General features: G+C 60.3%; 18 protein-coding genes and 2 pseudogenes. 9 read left to right on the forward strand and 11 right to left on the reverse strand.

Annotated features, from left to right (window positions below; genetic code table 11):
- The first annotated feature begins 80 nt into the window (after positions 1-80).
- Positions 81-1501 (forward strand): annotated as a pseudogene (locus tag NMD14_18575) (IS66 family transposase).
- An 8-nt stretch (positions 1502-1509) separates the two neighbouring features.
- On the opposite strand, the pseudogene NMD14_18580 reads toward NMD14_18575, so the two are convergent.
- Both NMD14_18580 and typA read right to left on the reverse strand, forming a co-directional pair.
- Positions 1510-2459 (reverse strand): annotated as a pseudogene (locus tag NMD14_18580) (ISL3 family transposase).
- A 187-nt stretch (positions 2460-2646) separates the two neighbouring features.
- Complete coding sequence (typA, locus tag NMD14_18585; GenBank protein XEI32676.1) at positions 2647-4458, reverse strand: translational GTPase TypA; 1812 nt, start codon at positions 4456-4458, stop codon at positions 2647-2649.
- 352 nt (positions 4459-4810) lie between these two features.
- On the opposite strand from typA, the gene glnA reads away from it, so the two are divergent.
- The 5 genes from glnA (at position 4811) to add (ending at position 10627) form a co-directional block, all read left to right on the forward strand.
- On the forward strand, positions 4811-6220 hold the full coding sequence (gene glnA / locus NMD14_18590) for a glutamate--ammonia ligase (protein XEI32677.1): 1410 nt from the start codon (positions 4811-4813) through the stop codon (positions 6218-6220).
- 115 nt (positions 6221-6335) lie between these two features.
- Positions 6336-6914 carry a DUF4124 domain-containing protein gene (locus NMD14_18595; GenBank protein XEI32678.1) on the forward strand — a complete coding sequence of 193 codons (579 nt, stop codon included), beginning with the start codon at positions 6336-6338 and terminating at the stop codon, positions 6912-6914.
- 86 nt (positions 6915-7000) lie between these two features.
- Complete coding sequence (gene glnL / locus NMD14_18600) at positions 7001-8056, forward strand: nitrogen regulation protein NR(II) (protein XEI32679.1); 1056 nt, start codon at positions 7001-7003, stop codon at positions 8054-8056.
- Between the two features lie 9 nt (positions 8057-8065).
- Positions 8066-9484 (forward strand): nitrogen regulation protein NR(I), encoded by a 1419-nt coding sequence (glnG, locus tag NMD14_18605; protein XEI32680.1) that lies wholly within the window; start codon positions 8066-8068, stop codon positions 9482-9484.
- A gap of 141 nt (positions 9485-9625) precedes the next feature.
- Positions 9626-10627 (forward strand): adenosine deaminase, encoded by a 1002-nt coding sequence (gene add / locus NMD14_18610; protein ID XEI32681.1) that lies wholly within the window; start codon positions 9626-9628, stop codon positions 10625-10627.
- A gap of 150 nt (positions 10628-10777) precedes the next feature.
- Here add and rmuC read toward each other — a convergent pair whose 3' ends face one another.
- Complete coding sequence (gene rmuC, locus NMD14_18615) at positions 10778-12118, reverse strand: DNA recombination protein RmuC (protein ID XEI32682.1); 1341 nt, start codon at positions 12116-12118, stop codon at positions 10778-10780.
- Complete coding sequence (locus tag NMD14_18620) at positions 12115-12330, reverse strand: hypothetical protein (GenBank protein XEI32683.1); 216 nt, start codon at positions 12328-12330, stop codon at positions 12115-12117. Before NMD14_18620 ends, rmuC begins: the two co-directional genes overlap by 4 nt.
- 140 nt (positions 12331-12470) lie before the next feature.
- On the opposite strand from NMD14_18620, the gene NMD14_18625 reads away from it, so the two are divergent.
- Positions 12471-12992 carry a ferredoxin-type protein NapF gene (locus NMD14_18625; protein XEI32684.1) on the forward strand — a complete coding sequence of 174 codons (522 nt, stop codon included), beginning with the start codon at positions 12471-12473 and terminating at the stop codon, positions 12990-12992.
- A 54-nt stretch (positions 12993-13046) separates the two neighbouring features.
- Here the strand turns inward: NMD14_18625 and NMD14_18630 are convergent, their stop codons facing one another.
- The 7 genes from NMD14_18630 to NMD14_18660 all read right to left on the reverse strand — a co-directional run bounded on the left by NMD14_18630 (position 13047) and on the right by NMD14_18660 (position 21192).
- Positions 13047-14426, reverse strand: a complete 1380-nt coding sequence (locus NMD14_18630; GenBank protein XEI32685.1) for an IS4 family transposase — start codon at positions 14424-14426, stop codon at positions 13047-13049.
- A gap of 147 nt (positions 14427-14573) precedes the next feature.
- Entirely contained in the window at positions 14574-15026 is a 453-nt protein-coding gene (locus NMD14_18635) for an Rrf2 family transcriptional regulator (protein ID XEI32686.1), read from the reverse strand.
- Between the two features lie 343 nt (positions 15027-15369).
- Complete coding sequence (locus NMD14_18640; protein ID XEI32687.1) at positions 15370-16209, reverse strand: PfkB family carbohydrate kinase; 840 nt, start codon at positions 16207-16209, stop codon at positions 15370-15372.
- A gap of 106 nt (positions 16210-16315) precedes the next feature.
- The gene (locus NMD14_18645; protein ID XEI32688.1) at positions 16316-17287 is read right to left on the reverse strand and encodes a LysR substrate-binding domain-containing protein; all 972 of its coding nucleotides are present in this window, start codon (positions 17285-17287) and stop codon (positions 16316-16318) included.
- 183 nt (positions 17288-17470) lie between these two features.
- Positions 17471-18199 carry a glutamine amidotransferase gene (locus tag NMD14_18650; GenBank protein ID XEI32689.1) on the reverse strand — a complete coding sequence of 243 codons (729 nt, stop codon included), beginning with the start codon at positions 18197-18199 and terminating at the stop codon, positions 17471-17473.
- An 83-nt stretch (positions 18200-18282) separates the two neighbouring features.
- Entirely contained in the window at positions 18283-19779 is a 1497-nt protein-coding gene (locus tag NMD14_18655) for a CoA-acylating methylmalonate-semialdehyde dehydrogenase (protein XEI32690.1), read from the reverse strand.
- Between the two features lie 81 nt (positions 19780-19860).
- Positions 19861-21192: an aspartate aminotransferase family protein gene (locus NMD14_18660; GenBank protein XEI32691.1), complete on the reverse strand. Its 1332-nt coding sequence runs from the start codon at positions 21190-21192 to the stop codon at positions 19861-19863.
- 186 nt (positions 21193-21378) lie between these two features.
- On the opposite strand from NMD14_18660, the gene NMD14_18665 reads away from it, so the two are divergent.
- Both NMD14_18665 and NMD14_18670 read left to right on the forward strand, forming a co-directional pair.
- Positions 21379-21921: a cupin domain-containing protein gene (locus NMD14_18665; GenBank protein XEI32692.1), complete on the forward strand. Its 543-nt coding sequence runs from the start codon at positions 21379-21381 to the stop codon at positions 21919-21921.
- 124 nt (positions 21922-22045) lie between these two features.
- Positions 22046-23542 (forward strand): aldehyde dehydrogenase, encoded by a 1497-nt coding sequence (locus NMD14_18670; GenBank protein ID XEI32693.1) that lies wholly within the window; start codon positions 22046-22048, stop codon positions 23540-23542.
- Positions 23543-23623 lie beyond the last annotated feature (81 nt).

Here is a 23623-nt window from a genome sequence, read left to right on the forward strand (position 1 = left end):
ACAGGCAAATAATGATACGATCGTCTCTTGATCCACATTTGCTTCTTGTTTGATCCTGCCCATCAGGCAACCTTGTCTTCATGAACAGGAACAACACGCCTCCACCAGGATTGCCGCTCACGCTGGAGCAGGCCAATGAGCTGATTTACAAGCTACTCGACCGTATTGCCGAGCTGGAGGATCGCCTTAATCAACACAGCGGCAATTCATCCAAGCCGCCATCCAGCGATGGCGCAGCGGCCCCACGCTCTGAGCGCAAACGGCCTGCTTCTGGCAAGAAGCGGGGGCACAGCCCGGCCACAAGGGGAGCCGGCGCGAACTGCATCCCCATGATGCCCGGCTGACGACAACGGCTCACTATCCGGCGTCGGAGTGCCTCTGTTGCGGTGGCAACGTCTTGCCTCATGCCAAACCCTACCGCGTGCATCAGGTGTTTGAACTGCCCGAGGTAAGCTACTTCGTCACTGAGCATCGGCTGTTTCGGGGCACCTGCACTCACTGCGTGACCAGTGCCCAGGCTGAGCTGCCCGAGACGATCAGCAGCTGCCAGATGGGCACCCATTTACTCAGTTACATTGCCCTGCAAAGTGGCCAGTTCCATCAGAGCATCAGCCAGATACAGCAGCAGCTTAAACAGCACTTCGGCCTGACCTTCAGTCGCGGTGCCATCAGCGAGGCGCAGGGCCGGGTGAGCGCCATGCTCACCCCCACGCACCAGGCCATCAAGCGGCAGGTGCAGTCGGCAAGCCATATCCATGCCGATGAGACCCGGCACCAGCGCGGTGGCGAGCGGCGCTGGATGTGGTTGGCGCTGAGCAAGATTGCGGTCTGCTTCATGACCGCCTACGGGCGTGGTCAGGATGCCGCCAAGCGGTTGCTGGGTTCTGAACTCGATGGCGTGTTGGTGACAGATCAGTACGCCGGTTACCGCTTCATCGATGCCAGTCAGCGTCAGCTGTGCTGGGCCCATGTGGCGCGCAATGTGGCCGCAATAGCCGATAGCAGTGATGACGTTAATCAGCTAATCGGAGCCCGCCTGGTCCTGCTGGCAGACAGCGTGTTCAGGGCCAGGCACCGATGGGAAAACGGTCTGCTGAGCAAAGAGCGTTATCTGCGAAGGCTCAGGCGATACAGGCAAAACTGGCGCAAGCGGTTGGAATTGGGAGCGTTATGGTGCACCAAGCGTTACCGTGGGCGCTGTGAACTCTTGCTCCGGGATGACGAGATGCTGTGGCGGTTCATGAACGATGATGAGCTCGCCTTGACTAACAACGAGGCGGAGCGAGCCCTGCGCGGTTATGTGCTGTGGCGTAAGGGAAGCTTTGGCGTTTGGTCTCATCGAGGGGAACAATTTCGCCAGCGCATCCTGTCATTGGTGGAGACCGCCAAAAAACTGGGTCGTTGTCCTCAGGAGTGGTTGCGAGCAGTTGTTCGTGCTTGCATCGAGAAAACAGATTACCCCATTCCTGTCGAATTGTGTGTGTCAAGCCCCTGTCGGTGAACGCTTACACCTTCCCTGACACTCGGGGCGTACCAGATTTCCTTCAGGGCCTCCTTGAGAACATATGCTGTCGCCAAGGGCTTATTGGCTTCCAATAGCTCTTGTAATTTCACCGCCTGGTCTTCCTTGAGATTTTCTCGATTGCGCAGGAGTAACCAACGCGCCAGCTTGACGACCTTGCGAGCCGGCTTGTCATGCTTTAATGCATTGGCTTGATCCACCCGAATTCGGTCGAGCACTTTGCGGCCATAACCGGCCACCACATGGAACAAGTCATACACCACCTCCGCCTGTGGACAGTGCTGTTTCACTTCCAGATCGAAGGCGGAGTTCATGTCCATGGCCACCGCTTCAATCTGTTGGCATCGTTCGCCCATCAGCTCGAAAAAGGGGCGAATAGCCTCTCGGCTGTTGCCATGCACCACCCACAAAACGCGAGTCCGTTCAGCATCCATGATCACTGTGGCATAGCGGTGGCCTTTATGCAGGGCGAATTCATCCATCACCAGGCGCCGCACCGAGCCGGGCTCAAAGGTGCCAACACTGGCCTGTAGCCGACGCTTGTCGATGGCCTTGATGGTATGCCAGTGCAGTCCGGTGAGCTGGCTGATATGACTGATAGGCATCAACTCAAGCAAGGCCTCTACCCAGCGCAGCAATCGCTGTGTCAGCCGGGAGCTGGGGGTAACCAATCGATATGCTCAGAAACCCGACCACAACGCAGGCAGTCAACCCGACGGACGGGGACTTGCAGATGTACGCGAAGTTCAAGGAGGTCACGGTCACGAACTGTGCGCATTCGGCGGTCATGGATGAGTGGACAGGGTTGATGGCACTGACCACAGAGCGGTAGATGATTGGCGAGAGGCTCAAGAGCCAATGTGATTTGTGTGGCAGAGCGGCGATGGACAGAAACGTCGTAACCTGGCCAGAACGAGGCAAAATCAATATGATGCATAGCGACAGCAGGGTAAGGGAGTCCGGTTGTTTGGCGACTACCAGTTTACCCGAACCCTGTCTGTCAACTTACTCTTCCCCACGCTTCCGCGAAGAACCTAAAAAAACGGACCCAAACCAGAGGTTTGGGTCCGTTTATCAGTGAACCGTCAGCGGCCGCAAGGGCTGCCGAGACTCAACACATGGTATTAACCACGGCCAGAGCGCTTACGATCCAGCTCAGTCAGCAATTTCTTGCGGATACGGATGTTCTTCGGAGTCACTTCTACCAGTTCGTCGTTGTCGATGAACTCGAGAGCCTGCTCCAGAGTCATGCGGATCGGCGGAGTCAGAACCTGAGCTTCGTCGGTACCGGAGGCGCGCATGTTGGTCAGCTGCTTGCCTTTCAGGCAGTTAACAGTCAGGTCGTTGGAACGGGAGTGAATACCGATCACCTGGCCTTCGTAGACTTCGGTCGCGTGACCGATGAACAGACGACCGCGGTCTTGCAGACCGAACAGGGCGTAGGTCAGGGCCTTACCGGTAGCGTTGGAGATCAGCACGCCGTTCTGACGCTCGCCGATGCTGCCACCCTTGTGCGGACCGTAGTGGTCGAAGGTGTGGTACAGCAGACCAGTACCGGAGGTCATAGTCATGAACTCGGTCTGGAAGCCGATCAGACCACGGCTCGGGATCATGAAGTCCAGGCGGACACGACCCTTGCCATCCGGCGTCATGTTGGTCATTTCGCCCTTACGCAGACCCAGTTGCTCCATCACGGAACCCTGGTGCGCTTCTTCAACGTCCACAGTTACGGTTTCGAACGGTTCTTGCAGAACGCCATCAACGGTACGCAGGATGACTTCCGGGCGGGACACAGCCAGTTCGTAACCTTCGCGACGCATGTTTTCGATCAGGATGGAGAGGTGCAGCTCACCACGACCGGATACGCGGAACTTGTCCGGATCATCCGTCTCTTCCACGCGCAGGGCCACGTTGTGGACCAGCTCCTGGTTCAGACGCTCCAGAATGTTACGGGAGGTCACGAACTTGCCTTCTTTACCGGCGAACGGTGAGGTGTTGACCTGGAAGGTCATGTTCACGGTCGGCTCGTCAACGGAGAGCGGCGGCAGGGCTTCAACAGCACCGTTGTCACAGATGGTGTCGGAGATTTTCAGCTCGCCCAGACCGGTGATGGCGATGATGTCACCCGCTTGCGCGTCGGTCACTTCAGTACGGGACAGGCCCAGGTAACCCAGCACCTGGCCGACTTTACCGTTACGGGTTTTGCCGTCAGCACCAACGATGGTGACTTGCTGGTTGGTCTTGACGCGACCACGGGTGATACGGCCGATACCGATAACACCGACGTAGGAGTTGTAGTCCAGCTGGGAGATCTGCATCTGGAAACCACCGTCGGCATCCGCCGCCGGGGCTTCTACGTTGTCAACGATAGCCTGGAACAGCGGCTCCATGTTCTCGGACTCGACGTCCTGATCCATGGTGGCCCAACCGTTCAGTGCAGAGGCGTAAACAACTTTGAAATCCAGCTGTTCGTCAGTCGCGCCCAGGTTGTCGAACAGGTCGAATACCTGATCCATTACCCAGTCAGGACGAGCACCCGGACGGTCGATCTTGTTGATGACCACGATCGGCTTCAGACCCTGAGCGAACGCTTTCTGGGTCACGAAACGGGTTTGCGGCATCGGGCCATCTACGGCGTCAACCAGCAGCAGCACGGAGTCAACCATGGACAGTACGCGCTCAACTTCACCACCGAAGTCGGCGTGACCCGGGGTATCAACGATGTTGATGCGGTAGTCGTTCCAGCGGATCGCAGTGTTCTTGGCGAGAATGGTGATGCCACGTTCCCGTTCCAGATCATTGGAGTCCATGATCCGTTCCTGACCTTCGCTGGTGCGATCCAGAGTACCGGATTGCTGCAGCAGCTTATCAACCAGAGTCGTTTTGCCGTGGTCAACGTGCGCAATAATCGCAATATTGCGTAAATTCTCTAACATTCTCGCCTCAAATCACCGGGTAAAATTGGGCGCTAATTGTACTCTTGCCTTTGTGATCTGCCTAGCAGAATTGCAGTACATTCGCGCATAACAACGGATCTGGATCATAGACCTCCCCGACAAACCCTGCTTAGATGGACGGTGACCGTATTTCGCGCACCATCACAGTGCACCAAAACGATCCATGGTTGCACTAAATTGATGCAATACGAGTCGAGATCGCCTGATTTTGGGGAGCCTCTTCAGCGGGATTGCCCTGAAATCAAGCTGTCACAAACTTGGCACGATACTGGCTTATGTGAATACGACGACGCATTCACCCAGAGAGTTTTAACACCGGAGGTTACTTAGCATGTCAGCCCAGAACGTTTTGGCCCTGATCCAGGAACACGAAGTCAAGTTTGTTGATCTGCGCTTTACCGACACCAAGGGTAAAGAGCAGCATGTATCCATCCCTGCTCACCAGGTTGATGAAGATTTCTTCGAAGACGGCAAGATGTTCGATGGTTCCTCCATCGGCGGCTGGAAAGGCATCAACGAATCCGACATGGTACTGATGCCGGACGCTGCCTCCGCCAAGCTGGACCCGTTCACCGAAGAGACCACGCTGAACATCGTTTGTGACGTGCTGGAGCCTGCCACCATGCAGGGCTACGACCGCGATCCGCGCTCCATCGCCAAGCGTGCAGAAGATTTCCTGAAATCCAGCGGCATCGCTGACACCGTGCTGTTCGGGCCGGAGCCGGAATTCTTCATGTTCGACAACATCACTTTCTCCAACACCATGGGTCACAGCTTCGTGAAAATCGAATCTGAAGAAGCCGCATGGAACTCCGGCACTGCCTATGAGCATGGCAACAAGGGTCACCGTCCGTTCGTGAAAGGCGGTTACTTCCCGGTTGCGCCGGTCGACTCCTCTCAGGATATCCGCGCCGCCATGTGCCTGGTGCTGGAAGAGATGGGCCAGGTCGTTGAAGCTCACCACCACGAAGTGGCCACTGCTGGTCAGAACGAGATCGCCACCCGTTTCAACACCCTCACCCTGAAAGCGGATGAAGTGCAGGTGCTGAAGTACGTGATCCACAACGTGGCCCATGCCTACAACAAGACCGTCACCTTCATGCCGAAACCCATGTTCGGTGATAACGGCTCCGGCATGCACTGCCACCAGTCTCTGGCCAAGAACGGCGTCAACCTGTTCGCAGGCGACCTGTATGGCGGCCTGTCCGAGATGGCTCTGCACTACATCGGCGGTATCATCAAGCACGCCAAGGCCATCAACGCCTTCGCCAACCCGACCACCAACTCCTACAAGCGTCTGGTTCCGGGTTATGAAGCACCGGTCATGCTGGCTTACTCTGCCCGCAACCGCTCTGCCTCCATCCGTATCCCGGTGGTACCGAGCCCGAAAGCCCGTCGTATCGAAGTGCGCTTCCCGGATCCGGCTGCCAACCCGTACCTGGCCTTCGCAGCCCAGCTGATGGCCGGTCTGGACGGTATCATCAACAAGATCCATCCGGGCGATGCCATGGACAAGAACTTGTATGACCTGCCGCCGGAAGAAGCCGCAGAAGTCCCGACCGTTGCCGGTTCTCTGGACGAAGCACTGTCCGCTCTGGATAGCGATCGCGAGTTCCTGACCCGTGGTGGAGTGTTCAGCGATGACTTCATCAACTCCTATCTGGAACTGAAACAGCAGGATGTTGACCGTGTGCGCATGACCCCGCACCCGCTGGAGTTCGAACTGTACTACTCCGTCTAAGTCGCAGCAGACTGTCCGTTTAAATCCGGTCATCTTGCTTAATCGTGACAAAACCCGCCATCTGGCGGGTTTTTTCTCTGATAGGATTAAGCAAAATACTGTCAAGGAGAGATGGATGAACAACAAGCGTGGTATAGGGGTGCTCACCCTCCTGTTGCTGACCTCGTTCGGTGCGGATGCGGCCAAGGTCTACTCCTGGGTCGATGGCAATGGCATCACCCACTACTCGGATGCACCACCACCCGGCAAAAACGCCAAAGAGGTCGATCTGCGGGTCGCCCCGCTGCTGGGCAGCAGTGCGCCCAGATCGGTGCAGGTGGATAACTTCAACAGCCTGACCGGCGCCGATGCCAAGAAGGAAAAAGAAGCCGCCAAGCTGGCCATCGAACTGCTCTCCCCGGAACAGGGCAGCACCCTGCGCGACAACACCGGCAACATCGTCTTTCAGGGCAATATCAGTCCGAAACCACCGACCCAGTATGATGTGCGCCTGATCCTGGATGGCAAGGCCGCCCCCATCGTCAACAACAGCCTGTCGATCCGCGTCGAAAACGTTGATCGCGGCGCCCACGAGGCGCAGCTCGAGCTGCTCGCCAAAGACGGTACGATCCTTGCTAAATCCAGTGCAGTCACCTTTTACCTGCATAGAGCGAGCGTGACGCCGGCTCCCAAACCCACCCCCAAAGCCGACTAGGGGTGATATAGCGCACCGATGCGGGTAAACTCTATGCACCATATCGGTGCATAACAGGTGTGTAGCACCGTTTTAGGGAGAAACCTGTGCCAACCCGCTCGGACAACGCCAAAACACTCTTGGATAATTTGCTGACCGCCGTGATCCTGATGGATGAGCGGCTCTGCATCCAGTTCGTCAACCCGGCAGCTGAACAGCTGCTCTCCCTCAGTGAACGCCGGCTGATCGGCATCGAACTGCCCCATCTGCTGGAACATATCTCCCTCGATCTGCAGCGGCTCAAGCAGTGCCTCGTGTCAGGCCAAGGCTTTACCGACAGCGAAGTGACCCTGGTGGTGGAAGGAGAACCGCGACTGGTGGAACTGAGCGCCACCCCGATGGCCGACCACGAACAGCGCCTGCTGGTGGTGGAGCTGCGCAAGATCGACCAACAGAAGAAGATCAGCCAAGAGCAGCAGCAACATGCCCAGCAGTTGGCAGCCAAGGAGCTGGTGCGCGGCCTTGCCCACGAGATCAAGAATCCCCTCGGCGGACTGCGCGGCGCGGCCCAGCTGCTGCAAAAAGAGCTGCCGGACCCGGCGCTGCGCGAATATACCGGCATCATCATCGAGCAGGCCGACCGGCTGCGGGTACTGGTCGATCGGCTGCTCGGCCCCCAGCGCCCCGGCCGCCACCAGATGCACAATGTCCATTCGGTGCTGGAACAGGTACGCCGACTGGTGGAGCTGGAGCTGCCGCCCTCGGTTCGCATTGAGCGGGATTACGATCCCAGCATTCCCGAATTTGAGATGGAGCCGGATCAGCTGCAGCAGGCGTTTCTCAACATAGTGCGCAATGCCGCCGAAGCGCTGGGCGAGCAGACCGGGCTTATCCGCATCAAGACTCGCACCGCGTTCCAGATCACCATCCACGGCCAGCGTTACCGGCTGGCAGCGGAGATCAAGATTATCGACAACGGCCCCGGCATTCCCGATGCCATCCGCGACACCCTGTTCTACCCGATGATCACCGGCAAGGAGGGGGGGACCGGGCTCGGCCTCTCCATCGCCCAGAACCTGATCGACCAGCACAAGGGGCGGATTGACTGCATCAGCTGGCCGGGTCACACCGAATTCACCATTTTTCTACCGCTTCGCAAGTAAGGGAACCCCATGACCGCCAAAGTGTGGATCGTCGATGACGACAGTTCTATCCGCTGGGTGCTGGAGCGCACTCTCGGCAGCGAAGGTTTCAACTGCGAGAGCTTTGCCGATGGCGAAGCGCTGCTGCACGCCCTTGAGCTGCGCTCGCCCGATGTGATCCTCTCCGATATCCGGATGCCGGGCATCGACGGCCTGAGCCTGCTGGAGCAGATCCACCGCCGTCAGGCCGATCTGCCCATCATCATCATGACCGCCCACTCGGATCTCGACAGCGCGGTCAACGCCTACCAGCGCGGCGCCTTCGAGTACCTGCCCAAGCCGTTCGATATCGACGAGGCGGTGACCCTGGTGCGCCGCGCCGAGAATCACCTCAAGGAGCAGCGCACCAAGCGCAAGTCTCGCCAGCAAGAGGCCACCGCCACGCCCGAGATCATCGGTGAGGCACCGGCGATGCAGGAGGTGTTCCGCGCCATCGGCCGCCTGTCGCGCTCCAGCATCTCGGTGCTGATCAACGGTCAGAGCGGTACCGGCAAGGAGCTGGTCGCCCATGCGCTGCACAAGCACAGCCCGCGCGCCCACAAGAACTTCATCGCCCTCAACATGGCGGCCATCCCGAAAGATCTCATCGAATCCGAGCTGTTCGGTCACGAGAAGGGGGCTTTCACTGGCGCCAACAACATCCGCCATGGCCGCTTCGAGCAGGCCGACGGCGGCACCCTGTTTCTCGACGAGATCGGCGACATGCCGCTGGATGTGCAGACCCGGCTGTTGCGGGTGCTGGCCGATGGCCAATTCTACCGGGTCGGCGGCCACCAGCCGGTGCAGGTGGATGTACGAATCATCGCCGCCACCCACCAGAATCTGGAGAAAAGAGTGGCCGATGGCGAGTTTCGCGAAGATCTGTTCCACCGCCTCAACGTCATCCGCATCCACATCCCCGCCCTCAAGGAACGTCGTGAGGATATCCCCCAGCTGGCCCGCCACTTCCTGCTGCGCGCCGCCAAGGAGCTGAACGTCGAGGCAAAGAGCCTGCACCCTGATACCCAGGCCTATATCAGCCGCCTGCCCTGGCCGGGCAACGTGCGCCAGCTGGAGAACGTCTGCCGCTGGCTCACCGTGATGGCTTCGGGGCAAGAGGTGCTGGTCGGCGACCTGCCTGCCGAGCTGCTCACCCCCATCACCAACAGTGCCGAACCCGGTCAACCGGCGATGCCTGGCTGCTGGCAGCAGCAGTTGCAGGAGTGGGTGGCCAGCAAGTTGGCGCTGGGCGAGATCGATATCCTGGCCGATGCCATGCCCCAGTTCGAGCGGATCATGCTGGAAACCGCGCTGGAGCACACCCACGGCCACAAGCAGGAGGCAGCGCGCCTGCTCGGTTGGGGTCGCAACACCCTGACCCGCAAGCTGAAGGAACTCGATCTATCCTGAGTCCCCGGGAAAAACGATTCCCATCACGCCCTGAAAAATCACCACCCGCAAGCACCCCGTTTAGCTGTAAACGGGGTATCTTTTTTGAAAGCCCCGCCTAGAATGGCAGGCTTTCAAACCTGACTCGACGAGGGCGCCCCCATGATTGACAGATCTCTCCCCCTGACCGACCTGCACCGCCATCTGGACGGCAACATCCGCCCGCAAACCATCCTCGAGCTGGGTCGCCAACACAATATCGCGCTGCCCGCCTTCGAGCTGGAGGCGCTGCGCCCCCACGTACAGATCGTCGAAAACGAGCCAAGTCTGGTTGCTTTCCTGAAGAAGCTGGACTGGGGTGTGGCGGTGCTGGCCGACTACGATGCCTGCCGCCGGGTCGCCTACGAGAACGTGGAAGATCTGCTACGCGCCGGGATCGATTATGCCGAGCTGCGTTTCAGCCCGGCCTATATGGCGATGGCTCACAAGCTGCACCCGCAGGGCGTGGTGGAAGCCATCATCGACGGCGTAGCCGCTGGCAGCCGCGACTTCGGCATCAAGACCAACCTGATCGGCATCATGAGCCGCACCTTCGGCACCGAGCAGTGCAATCAGGAACTGGCCGCCTGTCTGGCTCACCGCGACAAGCTGGTGGCCATCGATCTGGCCGGTGACGAGCTGGGCTTCCCGGGCGAACTCTTTGTCGACCACTTCCGCAAGGTGCGCGATGCGGGCCTGCGCGTCACGGTGCACGCCGGTGAAGCCGCTGGCCCCGAGAGCATGTGGCAGGCCATTCGCGAGCTGGGCGCCGAGCGTGTCGGCCACGGCGTCAAAGCGATTCAGGATCCGGCCCTGATGGCCTATCTGGCCGAACACCGCATCGGCATCGAATCCTGCCTCACCTCCAACATCCAGACCACCACGGTAGCGAGCCTGACCGAACATCCGATCCGCCAGTTCCTGGCCGCCGGTGTGCTGGCCTGCCTCAACACCGACGATCCGGCGGTGGAAGGGATCGACCTGCCCCACGAATATGAGGTGGCCGCTCCGGCCGCCGGCATGACCGCCAGCGAGATCCGCACCGCCCAGCAGAACGGCCTGACCCTGGCCTTCCTGAGCGATAGCGAGAAGGCCGAGCTGAGCGCCCGTGCCGCCAGCCGCTGAGCCACACCGGCACTGCAAATAACAACGGCCCACTTCGGTGGGCCGTTTGCTTTGCGGATTTCTGATGATGGGTAAGCACTCGGCCAGCTGGCAGATAGCAAAAGGCCCAAACAGGGTTTGGGCCTTGGCTGATGGCAGTACCGGGGAAAACTACTCCCGCTCCTGGTCACGCTCCAGCGCCCGCTCCACCAGCGGCTCGGGCAGGCTCTTGGTCACCTCTACCCCCAGTTCGCGGAAACGCTCGACCTGCGCAATCAGGTTGCCACGGCCGTTGACCAGCCGTCCCATCGCCTTGTCGTAGCTCTCCTGCGCCTTGTGCAGGCTGCCGCCCATCTGCTGCATCTCCTCGACAAACAGCCGCAACTTCTCGTAGAGGCGACCGGCCCGCTCGGCAATCTGGCGGGCATTCTGGTTCTGCCGCTCGTAGCGCCACAGATTCTCGATGGTGCGCAGCGCCACCATCAGGTTGGTGGGACTAACCAGCAGGATGTTATGGTCGAGGCCGTAACGCACCAGCGAGGGATCGGCCTCCATCGCGGTGAGGAAGGCGGGCTCCACCGCCACGAACATCAGCACATAGTCGAGGGTACGCACCCCGGGCAGCTGCTGGTAATCCTTGCGGCCCAGCTCGCGGATATGGTTGCGCACCGAGGCGACGTGCTCTTTCAGCGCCACCGCCTTCTCCAGCTCGTCCTCGGCGTTGTACCAGCGCTCGTAGGCGGTCAGCGACACCTTGGCGTCGATGATGATGTCTTTCTCCTGCGGCAGGTGGACGATCACGTCGGGCTGGTAGCGCTTGCCCTTCTCCACCTCGATATTGACCTGGGTGTGGTACTCGTGGCCCTCGCGCAGGCCGCACTCGCTGAGGATCCGTGCCAGCACCACTTCCCCCCAGTTGCCCTGCTGCTTGCTGTCGCCCTTGAGGGCGCGGGTCAGCGCCGCCGCCTCCTCGGTCATGCGGGCATTGAGCTCGGCGAGGCGCTCCAGCTCGAACTTGAGACTGTGGCGCTGGGCCGTCTCCTGGGCGTGGGTCTCCCCCACCTGACGGCGGAAGCCCTCGAGCTGCTCCTTGAACGGCGTGAGCAGCAGATCGAGGCTGTTCTGGTTCAATTCGCGGAAGTTACCGGAGTTTTGCTCGAAAATCCGGTTGGCGAGGTTCTCGAACTGCTGGCTGAGGCGCTGCTCCGCCTGCTGTTGCAGTTGCAGCTTCTCGACGGCGGCCAGCCGCTCGCTGCGCAGGGTCGCCTCCGCATCCTTGAGGCGGGCGGTGAGCTTGATTAGCAGGGTCTGCTGCTGATCCAGCTTCTGCTGGCCTTGCATCCGCTCATCCTGCAACTCGTCGAAGCGATCCTGCAGCGCCTGATGCCGCTCCTGCGCCAGCATCAGCTCTTGAGCTTGCGCCGTGGTCGCCCGCCGCCCAATCAACCAGCCAAGTCCGAGGGCCAGCACGGCGGCGGGCAGCAAGATCCCCCAGAGCCCGGGGTCGATCATTTGCGGCTCCGCTGACGCAGGAACAGTTCGAGATAGCGGTTAACCAGAATCCAGATCACCACGTAGATGAGGTAGGCGGCCAACACCACCCACTTGTGGGTGTTGACGCCGGTATCGAGCTCGGCGAACTCGATATCCTTGATGCGGCAGTAGGCCCACATCAGCAGGGGAAAGACATAGAGCAGGGACGCACGCCAGAGAAATAGCCACATATGTTTTCATTCAACCACGTAAAAAGACCCGCCTAGCTTACACAAGGGCAACTGCGCTTGCGATCCTGACGGCCGCTATTCTCTGGCCTGCTTGCCGAAACTTCGATAAAATTAACCCCTAATAGGTATCAGGGGCGAGCATGACTCACTATTTCCTCCGTTGGCTGACACAAGGTTGGCAAGCTTCCCGCAAACCCGCCGTGGTTTGCCATGAAGCGCGCCCGCCGTGGGCCATCGAGGAGTCCCAGTACCTCTCCCTCTGCAGCCGCTGTGGCGAGTGCTTCAAAGCCTGCCCGCGCGGTCTGCTCAAACCGGCCACCCTGGAGGAGTACGAGGGGAGCCCCATCGCCGGCACCCCGGTACTCGATCTCGCCTGCGGCCAGTGCAGCTACTGCGGCAGTTGTGCCAGAGCCTGTCCCACCGGCGCCCTCGACCTGCAACTGGGTCGGCAGGTGCAGACCCGGGTCCAGATCGAGGAGAGCTGTCAGGCACGGCAGGGCTTCTACTGCCTGCTCTGTGAAGATGCCTGCCCGCAGCAGGCGATCAAGGCCACCGCCGACGGCATCAACGTCAATATGGATGCCTGCAATGGCTGCGGTGCCTGCGGCCTCGCCTGCCTGCACGGCGCCATCACCCTGATCCGCCAGCCTGGCAGTCGTTAAAAACCAGCTGCGTACAAAAGCAAAAGGGGCCATCAGGCTGTCTCTTGATCACAACTATTGGTGCTCAAGAGACTGCGCCAGTTCGTAGCCTTCCAGGAGGGTCTGGAGTCGAAACCAGCCCTCCCATAATGCCGCTATTGAAGCCCGCCCCGTTCGTTTAGTGTCCTTCCAGCCCCCCAGCTTGGCCAGGCTCCGGTACGCCCATCTCATATCCGGCACCTTGGTTGGCAACGGCGTTTTCCCTACCTTTCGCCAAAGCAGCTTCCACCCCGTCGGGCCTATCACCGTTTCGCAGCTTTGATTCTGTGCCGATGACTCCTCGTTGATAAACCTCAATTGCAACAGACGCACCGCGATAAACGACAAGATGACGCACATCCGCTTCAGGTTATCCATGCTCTGCATCCTTAAGGTTTCTACCCGAGTGCCGGCACTCTTCCAGACCTTGTGATAATCCTCGATAAGCCAGCGCCGCTCGTAATAGCCGATAACCTTGCGGGCCTGTGCATCGTCGGTCACGGCTTCACTAGTCAGCAGGTGCCACTCCAGCCGGTCAGAGGCATCGCCCTGCTCAATGCATCCCACGTAGTAGAGCGGGATATCCGGCTCGTTACGCTTGTTGGCCGGAGCCTTTAGGGTGACTTTGGTAAACTTGATGTCGAGCACGGCCTCTCTGGCTTTTCTGCCGCCCCGCTGCGGTATTTTGACGACCTTGGTGCCGGCAGAGTGGCACTGCCGGGCATAGTCGTAGAGCTTGTGGTCATGCTCTTCGATACAGCGACTTTGCATCGAGCGCACCACAAAGCGTTGTTGGTTGCTCTGCTTGTAATGCAGATATTCGTAGATATCCGCTTCCCGGTCACAGACCGAGATAACGTTGGCCATCTGAGTGCCGAGACGGGCGGCAAAGGCCACGGATGCCTCCTCCCACTTGCGACTCTCTTTCTCCTTGTAAGGCCGGGTGGCATGCCGGTGGCTCTCTCCCCGCTTGCTGACATCACGGGTCCAGATACGCTGTGCAATCATGCCGACCACCTGCGATTTATGCGGAGCAAACAACAAGACGGAGTGAGCCAGCAGAGCGCGACTACTGCCTTGATTGGTGTGCCCCAGCTCATCATGGACGCTGGCATGGTTGAAGGTCAGGGCCGTGGTATCTTCCAGTGCCAGCAACAGGTCGTAGTCCCTGGCTAGGGCTGCGGTGGTGGCAAAGCCTGCATCAGCAATGGCATCGGCATTGACATGGTGGTTGCGAATAAAGCGATATGAGCCTTCCATGTCGGCGGGTGAGAGGGGAAGTTGTGACACGCAATCTCCGGGTTGTTGAGCAAGGGCGGTGGCGAGTTTGACGAGACGTTCAGTGCGTCTGGGGTCCTTGAGATTGGCATGGCCAAACTGGTCGAATGCCCATTGTTCGAGTTGGGTGAGATGCATATTAGAGCCGTGATAAGGGATGGCAAAAGAGTCAGATCACGGAGAAGGGAAAAGGTTCAAAAAAATCCCCAAGCGATGCTTGGGGATTTGTGTATAAGAGACAGCCATCAGGCCCCTTTCACATCTTGTTCGGTATTCCGCGCCTTGTCAGGCCATGGTCACAATAGTCTCTTGCTCGATACCCAGCAGGTGGCAGAGACGGTTGGGATCGCGCACCGCATCGGCTAGCGTGTACTCGCCCAGCACTTCGAGGAAGGCGTTCATGGCGCGGCGCAGGATGCCCTGAATGCGGCAGCCGCCGGAGAGACGGCAGTTCTCGCGTTTGCAGTCGACCGGACAGAGCACATGCTCCATGTCCATCACCACATCCCGCAAATTGATGGAGACCGCAGAGCGACCGAGGCGGATGCCGCCGTGCTTGCCGCGTACCGTCTCGATGTACCCCTTGATGCCAAGCTGGTGCACAATTTTGACCACATGGTTGCGAGAGATGCCGAAGGTATCGGCCACTTCGGTAATGGTCGACAAACGATCGCCCGGCTGAACCGCCAGGAAGGTCAGGGTACGCAGGGCGTAGTCGGTAAATCGTGTCAATTGCATGGTCGCACTTGCCTCTTACTACAAGCCAGGAATCAGGACGACAACATTGAGCTAAGAGGCAGGAGACAACCGGCTTGCCTCTGTTTGCCCCTCTGTTTGCCAGAGAGGGCCTGTCTCTTAATCCGAGTTGCGGAGTGACAGGTTAAGAGCAGCACCACCGGGTGTCGATAAAGATGCACATAAATCGACACTTTCTTTGATTGATCGCAAACTTGCCGGGTTAGCCCGGCATTTACCCGCTTTATAGCGGGTAAATCTCCTGACCCACCCCCTCGCCAAACCCCTGCGACAAGCCGCCATATGGCCCGCGATCCGACCCTCAATCGACCGTCAAAGAGGTGGTTCAATGGGGCTGTTTCAGCCAGTTTTTCAGGGCGACCGAGGGAATGGAGCTCTCGGAGGCGACGGCAAACGCACCCCAGTCCACCGCGCACTGTAGCGCATCCTTGATCGCCATGCCCCGCGCCAGTCCGTGGATCAATCCGCCAGCGAAAGCATCTCCCGCCCCCGTGGTATCGACTACCGAGACGGGCCGGGCGGCGACCCGGATCTGCTCGTCACCGTGGATGGCCACGGCCCCCGCCTTGCCCTCGGTCAGCACCAGCCATTCGAGCTGCTCCCCCGCCAGCTGGCGGGCATGCTGCCAGGGGTCACTCACCTCGCCGAGATCTGAACGGGAGGCCACCAGCACATGGCACGGGCGGCGCGCCTGCCCTCCTTTGGGATACTGGGCCACCACGAAACTCTTGCCGAGCATCTGGCGCATGTAGCTGATGATGGCGGTGCCGGGATAGTTCACATAGAGACAATCCACCCCCTCCAGCGGCAGATCGCCGGGCTGATCGGGACGCCGCGGGCGGCGCAGTATGGTGCGCTCGCCGGTGGAGTCCACCAGGATCAGCAGCTCGCCGGTCTCGCCGCCAAAGCGTTCCACATGGCTGCAATCCAGCCCGTAACCGGCCGCTTGCTCCAGCAGCCAGTCACCGGTCTCATCCAGCCCGATGCGAGAGGCGATGGTCACCTCGTGGCCCGCCCACACCAACCCGATGCCGGTGTTGGCCGCGCCGCCTCCCAGCCTGCGCCCCTGATCCACATATTGCAGCCGGGCCCCTGCCACCAGCGGTTCGGAGAGCGAGAGCACATGATCACAGTTGAGATTGGCAAGCAGCAAAATGCGGGACATAGAGACCTCGGACGATGGAGATAGCCCAGAACAGACAGGCTGAACCCCGAGTAGAGCCCAGCCTGACAGAAGAGACAACCGGCAGCGATCGGGAATCCGATCGGGATCAATAGATGGGCAGCTCCACCCCGGCCAGCAGCTCGTCGATGCGCGCCTGACTCGGCTGCTGCATCACGCTCTGGATCACCTCCTTGGTGAGGTGGGGCGAGAAGGAGCTGATGAAGTCATACATGTAGTTCTGCAGCAGGATGCTCTTACTGAAACAGATCTGCGCCGGGCAGGGCTTGAACAGGTGCTCCAGATTGATGGAGACCAGCCCGGGGGTGTCATTGTCGTTGGCCACCAGCGAGGAGATGATGCCGATGCCAAAGCCCAGCTCCACGTAGCGCTTGATCACCCCTGCGTCCATCACCGTCATGTAGTAGCTCGGGGTGAGACCAGCGGCATGGAATACCTCGTCCTGCACCTGACGGCCGGTGGCACCACTCTCGTAGCTGAGGATCGGATAGTGGCAGAGCTGCTCCAGGGTCGGCTTCTTCACCTTGGCCAGCGGGTGATCCTGTGGCACCACCAGCGAGAGAGTCCAGAGGTAGGCGGGCAGCGCGATCAGCTCCTTGTCGAAGCCAATTTCGTGGGCAACGATGGAGAAATCGGAGTAACCCTTGCTGATCTGCTCCTTGCTCGCCGACATCACCGGATGGAGGTGGAACGAGATCTTGGGGTACTTCTTGGTGAAGTAGGTGACCGACTTGGGCAGCAGGTAGCGGGCGATGGTGTGGGTGGTGTGAATATTGAGGGTGCCCACGGTCGGGTCCAGATACTCGCGGGAGATCGCCTTAATCTTGCTCTCGATATTGAGCATCGCCTCGGCACACTTGATGATCTCTTCCCCCACCGGCGTAATGCGGTGCAGGTGCTTGCCACGGCGCTCGAAAATCCGCACCCCCAGCTCGCTCTCCAGCAGGCCAATCTGTTTGCTGACCCCCGGCTGACTGGTGAAGAGCGCATCAGAAGCCACGGACACATTGAGGTTGTGGTCCCGGATCGCGATCAAATACTTCAATTGCTGTAGTTTCAAGGCGTCACACTCTCACACTGGTTTGGCTCAGACAGCTTTGGCTCAGGCCGGGACGGCAATCAAGCCATACAAACAGGCCGCCACATGGGCGGCCAGTGTACCATCCGATCCCGACATCTCAGCGCTTGATCCTTCATTTTGCTACAAAATCTAGCATCCGAAGGGGTGGCTGACAAACCGGGCTCAGGCCGCGCCAGCCCGCAGCGGCAGGATCCCCAGAAACTGCAGCAGCCACTGCATCATGGTCGCCGAATCCACCTCCCCCTCCAACGAGGAGAGGCTGCTCTGGTAGCGCTCGTCGGGCAACAGGCCACGGCGCCGCTCGATCAGCGCCCGGTTGTACTCCACCGAGAACTCCGGATGCCCCTGAATGGCGACGATGTGATCACCCTGCAAAAACATGAAGTTGGGACAAAAATCGTTGCCCGCCAGTCGGGTCGCCCCCGGCGGCAGCAGCGCCACCTGATCCTGATGGCTGGCCAGAATGCGGATCTGATCCCGCGCCGGCGCCATCCAGGGGGCATCCGCCAGCATGGGATGAACCGCTACCCCCAGCCCCCACCCCTTGGTGGACTTCACCACCTCGCCACCCAGCGCCTGGGCGATCACCTGATGGCCGAAGCAGACACCGGCCAGCTTGACGTCGGCATCGTGCGCCTGGCGGATCCAGGCTCGCAACGCCTGTATCCAGGGGATATCGCTGTAAGCATCGTGGCGCGAGCCGGTGATAAGCCAGGCATCGCACTCGTGCAGATCCTCCGGCAGTTCTCCATCGAGAGCCGACCAGACCCGAAATTCCAGTTCGGGGGCCAGGGCTGCAAAGCCCCTGATAAACATCTCGGAGTAAACGGGGCCAAAACGATCCGCCAGATCGGGATCGAGCCGGTCACAATCGAGAATTCCCAATCGCATCTGTTGTTCCTTTACAGAGTTCGCCCCCGCCAATCAACGACCGGCGGGGGCAAGAGGTTAGGCCATGAGCACACGCCAGCGCGTCACTTCATGGTCGGCATGGAGAACTCGGCACCACTGCGCAGGCTCTGGGGCCAGCGCGCCGTGACCGTCTTCATCCGGGTATAGAAGCGAACCCCATCCGGCCCGTGCATGTTGAGCGGCCCGAAGATGGAGCGCTTCCAGCCGCCAAAGCTGTGAAACGCCATCGGCACCGGAATGGGAACGTTCACCCCTACCATACCGACCTGCACCCGCGCCGTGAAGTCCCGCGCGGTGTCGCCGTCACAGGTAAAGATGGCGGTGCCGTTGCCGTACTCGTGTTCGTTGATGAGGCGCAGCGCCGTCTCGTAATCCGGCACCCGCACGATGGAGAGCACAGGGCCAAAGATCTCCTCGCGGTAGATGCGCATCTCTGGCGTCACCTCGTCAAACAGGCAGCCCCCGATGAAGTAACCCTCATCGTGGCTCAGCGTGCGGCCATCGACCCGCAGCGCGGCCCCTTCGGCCACCCCCTGATCCACGTAGCCGCGCACCTTGGCCAGATGCTCCTTGCTGATGAGCGGCCCCATCTCGTTCTCCGGGCTCTGGCCCAGCCCCGGGCCCACCCGCAGTTTTTCCACCAGCGGTGTCAGCTTGGCCACCAGCGCATCGGCGGTCTCGTCACCCACCACCACCGCCACCGAAATGGCCATGCAGCGCTCGCCCGCCGCCCCATAGGCTGCCCCCATCAGGGCGGAGACTGCCTGATCGAGATCCGCATCCGGCATCACCACCATATGATTCTTGGCGCCGCCCAACGCCTGCACCCGCTTGCCGTGCGCCGAGGCGGTGGCGTAGATGTACTGGGCGATGGGGGTAGAGCCGACAAACGACACGGCACCGACCCGTGGATCGGTCAGCAGCACATCCACCACCTCCTTGTCACCGTTCACCACGTTGAGCACCCCGTCCGGCAGACCGGCCTCCTTGAGCAGCTCGGCCATCCGTAGCGAGAGGGAGGGATCCTTCTCGGAGGGTTTGAGGATAAAGGTGTTGCCGCAGGCGATGGCGACCGGGAACATCCAGAGCGGCACCATGGCCGGGAAGTTGAACGGGGTGATACCGGCGCAAACCCCGACCGGCTGCATCATGGAGTAGCTGTCCACCCCGCGGCCGACGTTGAGGGAGTGCTCCCCCTTGAGCAGATGGGGAATGCCGCAGGCAAACTCCACCACCTCCAGCCCACGGGTCAACTCACCCTGCGCATCGGAGAAGACCTTGCCATGCTCGCGACTGATGAGCTGGGCCAGCTCGTCCCTGTGCTGCTCCATCAACGCCTTGAAGCGGAAAAAGACCCGGGCCCGCACCAGCGGCGGGGTTTGCGACCAGTCGGCAAAGGCGCGCTCGGCGATGGCGATCGCCTCCTGACACTCGGCGGCGCTCGACAGCCCCACGCTCCCCTGCTGCTTGCCGCAGGCGGGATTGAAGATGGCACCCTGGCGCTCGCTGCGACTCTCCTGCAGCTGGCCGTTGATGAAGTTGCTGACCCTGTATGTCATGTATCCTCCGTGATCACTGATGCGGTAAATGCGCTGAGCAAATCAACGCAAGGCCCCGCCAGTGCGGGGCCATCAAATGGGTTAAGGTTGTGCCTGCAGGACATCCTGCAGCAGGGTGAAGAGATCGTCGATCTGACTGCGCTCAATAATGAGCGGTGGCGACAGGGCGATGATGTCGCCGGTCACCCGGATCAGTGCCCCCTTCTCGAAGCAGCGCACGAACACCTCATAGGCGCGCTTGCCCGGCGCATCCGGCATGGACTCCAGCTCGATGCCCGCCACCAGCCCGTAGTTGCGCACATCCTTCACATGCTTGCAGCCCTTCAGCGAATGGGCCGCCTCCTCCCAGTAGCCCGCCAGATCGGCGGCGCGGCTGAGCAGGTTCTCATTGCGATAGATCTCGAGGGTCGCCAGACCCGCAGCCGCCGCCACCGGATGGCCGGAGTAGGTGTAGCCGTGGAACAGCTCGATGGCCCCCTTGCCTGCCGCCATCATGTCGTCATAAATGTGCTTCTGCACCAGCACCGCCCCCATGGGGATGGCGCCGTTGGTGAGCCCCTTGGCGCAGGTGATCATGTCGGGGATGACATCGAACTCCTGCGCGGCAAAGGGGGAACCGAGACGACCGAAACCGGTGATCACCTCGTCAAAAATCAGCAGGATGCCGTGTTTGGTACAGATCTCCCGCAGCCGCTTGAGGTAGCCTTTGGGCGGCATCAGCACACCAGTGCTGCCGGCGATGGGCTCGACGATCACCGCCGCGATATTGCTGGCATCGTGCAGAAAGACGATCTTCTCCAGCTCGTCGGCCAGCGCCACATCCTCCTCGGGCAACCCTTTGGTGAAGGCGTTCTTGGCGATATTAAGGGTATGCGGCAGATGATCCACCCCGGTCAGCAGGGAGCCGAACCACTTGCGGTTGCCGGGAATCCCCCCCACCGAGATGCCGCCAAAGCCGACGCCGTGATAGCCACGCTCTCGGCCAATCAGCCGGGTGCGGGTGCCCTGACCGCGAGCCCGCTGCCAGGCCAACGCGATTTTCAGCGCGGTATCGACCGACTCGGAACCGGAGTTGGTATAGAAGACGTGGCCAAAGCCCTTGGGTGCAATCTCCACCAACCGGTTGGCCAGTTCGAACGGCAGGGGGTGGCCCATCTGGAATGTGGGGGCAAAATCGAGGTGGGAAATCTGCTGGGAGACCGCCTCGGCAATCTCGCGCCGACCATGGCCCGCGTTGCAACACCAGAGCCCGGCTGTGCCATCCAGTATCTTGCGGCCATCCTCTGAGTGATAATACATCCCCTCTGCCGACTTCAGGATACGCGGCGCCGCCTTGAACTGCTGGTTGGCGGTGAACGGCATCCAGAACGCAGACATGTCGGAGGGCGTATTGATGTCGCTGATCGGTTTCATGGTCACCTCATCCTTAAGGTGTTTAGCAACTGTCGGCCAATGCCTATTAAATTAAACACCTGAATCCATAAAAAAGGGCCCGTTATCGCCCTGTCTGTTGCCACCCCTAGCTAGACGCATCAGCAGGGTGGTATAAGATATTTAACACAATTTTAATAATAGTAAACAGTCAAGGAGTGTCTATAGATGGATATCGGTCACCGCCTCAAGGCGGTTCGCACCAAGGCAGCCCTCTCCCAGCGCGAGCTGGCCAAGCGCTCCGGTGTGACCAACGGATTTATCTCCCAGATCGAGAAAAATCAGGTGAGCCCCTCTGTTGCCTCCCTGCGCAAGGTGCTGGAAGGCATCCCCATGTCGCTGGCCAGCTTCTTCACCGAAGAGACCGAAATGGGCAGCGAAGTGATCTTCCGCGCCGCCGATATGCCGGATCTCGGCACCCACCCCATCAGCTACCGGCTGGTCGGGCACAGCCGGGCCAACCGCGCCATCGGCATGTTGCAGGAGGTGTTGCCACCAGGTGCCGACACCGGCGACGACATGCTGAGCCACGAGGGTGAAGAGTGCGGCATCGTCATCAAGGGCGAAGTTGAAATGACCGTCGGCGAGCAGATCTACCTGCTGGGCGCCGGGGATGGCTACTACTTCGACAGCCGCACCCCTCACCGTTTTCGCAATAGCGGCGAGCAGGAGTGCGTGCTGATTTCGGCCAATACCCCCGCCAGTTTCTAACATTCAGATGCGTGTCGGCAGAGGGGCAATGTTTAATGAATTGTTACAAAGTGGATTTACAAGCGGCAGAATGTTTAGCATATTGATACGCGGAAACTGACTTTTGCCGGTTCAAGGAGTGAACATGAGTGACCTGACCCTGGCCCAGTGGCAACACAAGGCCGCCCACCTGACCCTGCCCTCGCAAGCCTTTATCAACGGTAGCTACCGGGACGCCATCAACGGCGCTACCTTCGATTGCATCAACCCGGCCAACGGCAAACTCCTGGCCAAGGTGGCGGCCTGCGATGCCGCCGATGCCGAACTGGCGGTGCAGGCCGCGCGTGCCGCTTTCGAGGACAAACGCTGGTGCGGGCTGGCCCCGAAACAGCGCAAGCAGATCATGCAGCGTTTCGCCGAACTGATGCGCCTCAACAAGGTGGAGCTGGCACTGCTGGAGTCGCTCGACATGGGCAAACCCATCGGCGATGCCATGGGCTATGACGCCCCCGCTGCCGCCAACTGCATCGCCTGGAACGCCGAGGCCATCGACAAGATCTACGATCAGGTCGCCCCGGTGGAGGAGTCAGCGCTGGCGCTGGTGACCCGCGAAGCGCTCGGGGTAGTGGCCGCCATCGTGCCGTGGAACTTCCCGCTGGTGATGGCCTGCTGGAAGCTGGGCCCGGCGCTCGCCACCGGCAACTCGGTCATTCTCAAGCCTTCCGAGAAGTCCCCCCTGACCGCCCTGCGCATCGCGGGTCTGGCCAAGGAGGCGGGCATTCCGGACGGCGTATTCAACGTGCTGCCGGGCTTTGGCCATACCGTGGGCGAGGCGCTGGCCATGCACATGGATGTGGATTGCATCACCTTCACCGGCTCCACCAAAATCGGCAAGCATCTGGTGGAGTGCTCCGGCAAGTCCAACCTCAAGCGCGCCTTTATGGAGTGCGGCGGCAAGAGCCCCAACATCATACTGGCTGATGCGCCGGATCTGGACGCCGCGGCCAAGAGCGCCGCTGGCGCCATCTTCTACAACCAGGGCGAGGTGTGCACCGCCGCCTCCCGGCTGCTGGTGCAAAACAGCATCAAGCCGCAGTTTATGGAGCGACTGCTGGCCCATGCCCGCGAGTGGATCTCGGCCAACCCGCTCGATCCCGCTACCCGCATCGGCGCCATGGTGGATCACATCCAGATGGAGCAGGTGCTGCGCTATATCGAGATTGGCAAGCAGGAGGGGGCCAAACTGCTGCTGGGCGGCAACCGCACCAATATGGAGAGTGGCGGCTTCTATATCGAGCCCACCATCTTCGACGGCGTGACTCCGCAGATGCGCATCTTCCGCGAGGAGATATTCGGCCCGGTGCTGGCTGTGACCGGCTTCGATACGCTGGAAGAGGCCATTGCGCTGGGCAACGACACCGACTACGGGCTGGCGGCGGCGATCTGGACAGCGGATCTCAACAAGGCGGTGAAGGGTTCCCGCGCCCTGCGCGCCGGCACCGTGTTCGTCAACAACTGGGACGGTGGCGACATGACCATGCCATTTGGCGGCTTCAAGCAGTCCGGCAACGGCCGCGACAAGTCGCTTCACGCACTGGAGAAGTACACCGAGCTGAAAAGCACCTGGATTCAGCTGGAATAACACGACAAAGCAGCACTATCGGATCCAAAAGGGGGAGAAATCCTGTCTCTTATACACAAATCCCCAAGCATCGCTTGGGGA

This window comes from Aeromonas veronii, from assembly GCA_041319085.1.
GTDB lineage: Bacteria > Pseudomonadota > Gammaproteobacteria > Enterobacterales > Aeromonadaceae > Aeromonas > Aeromonas veronii_F.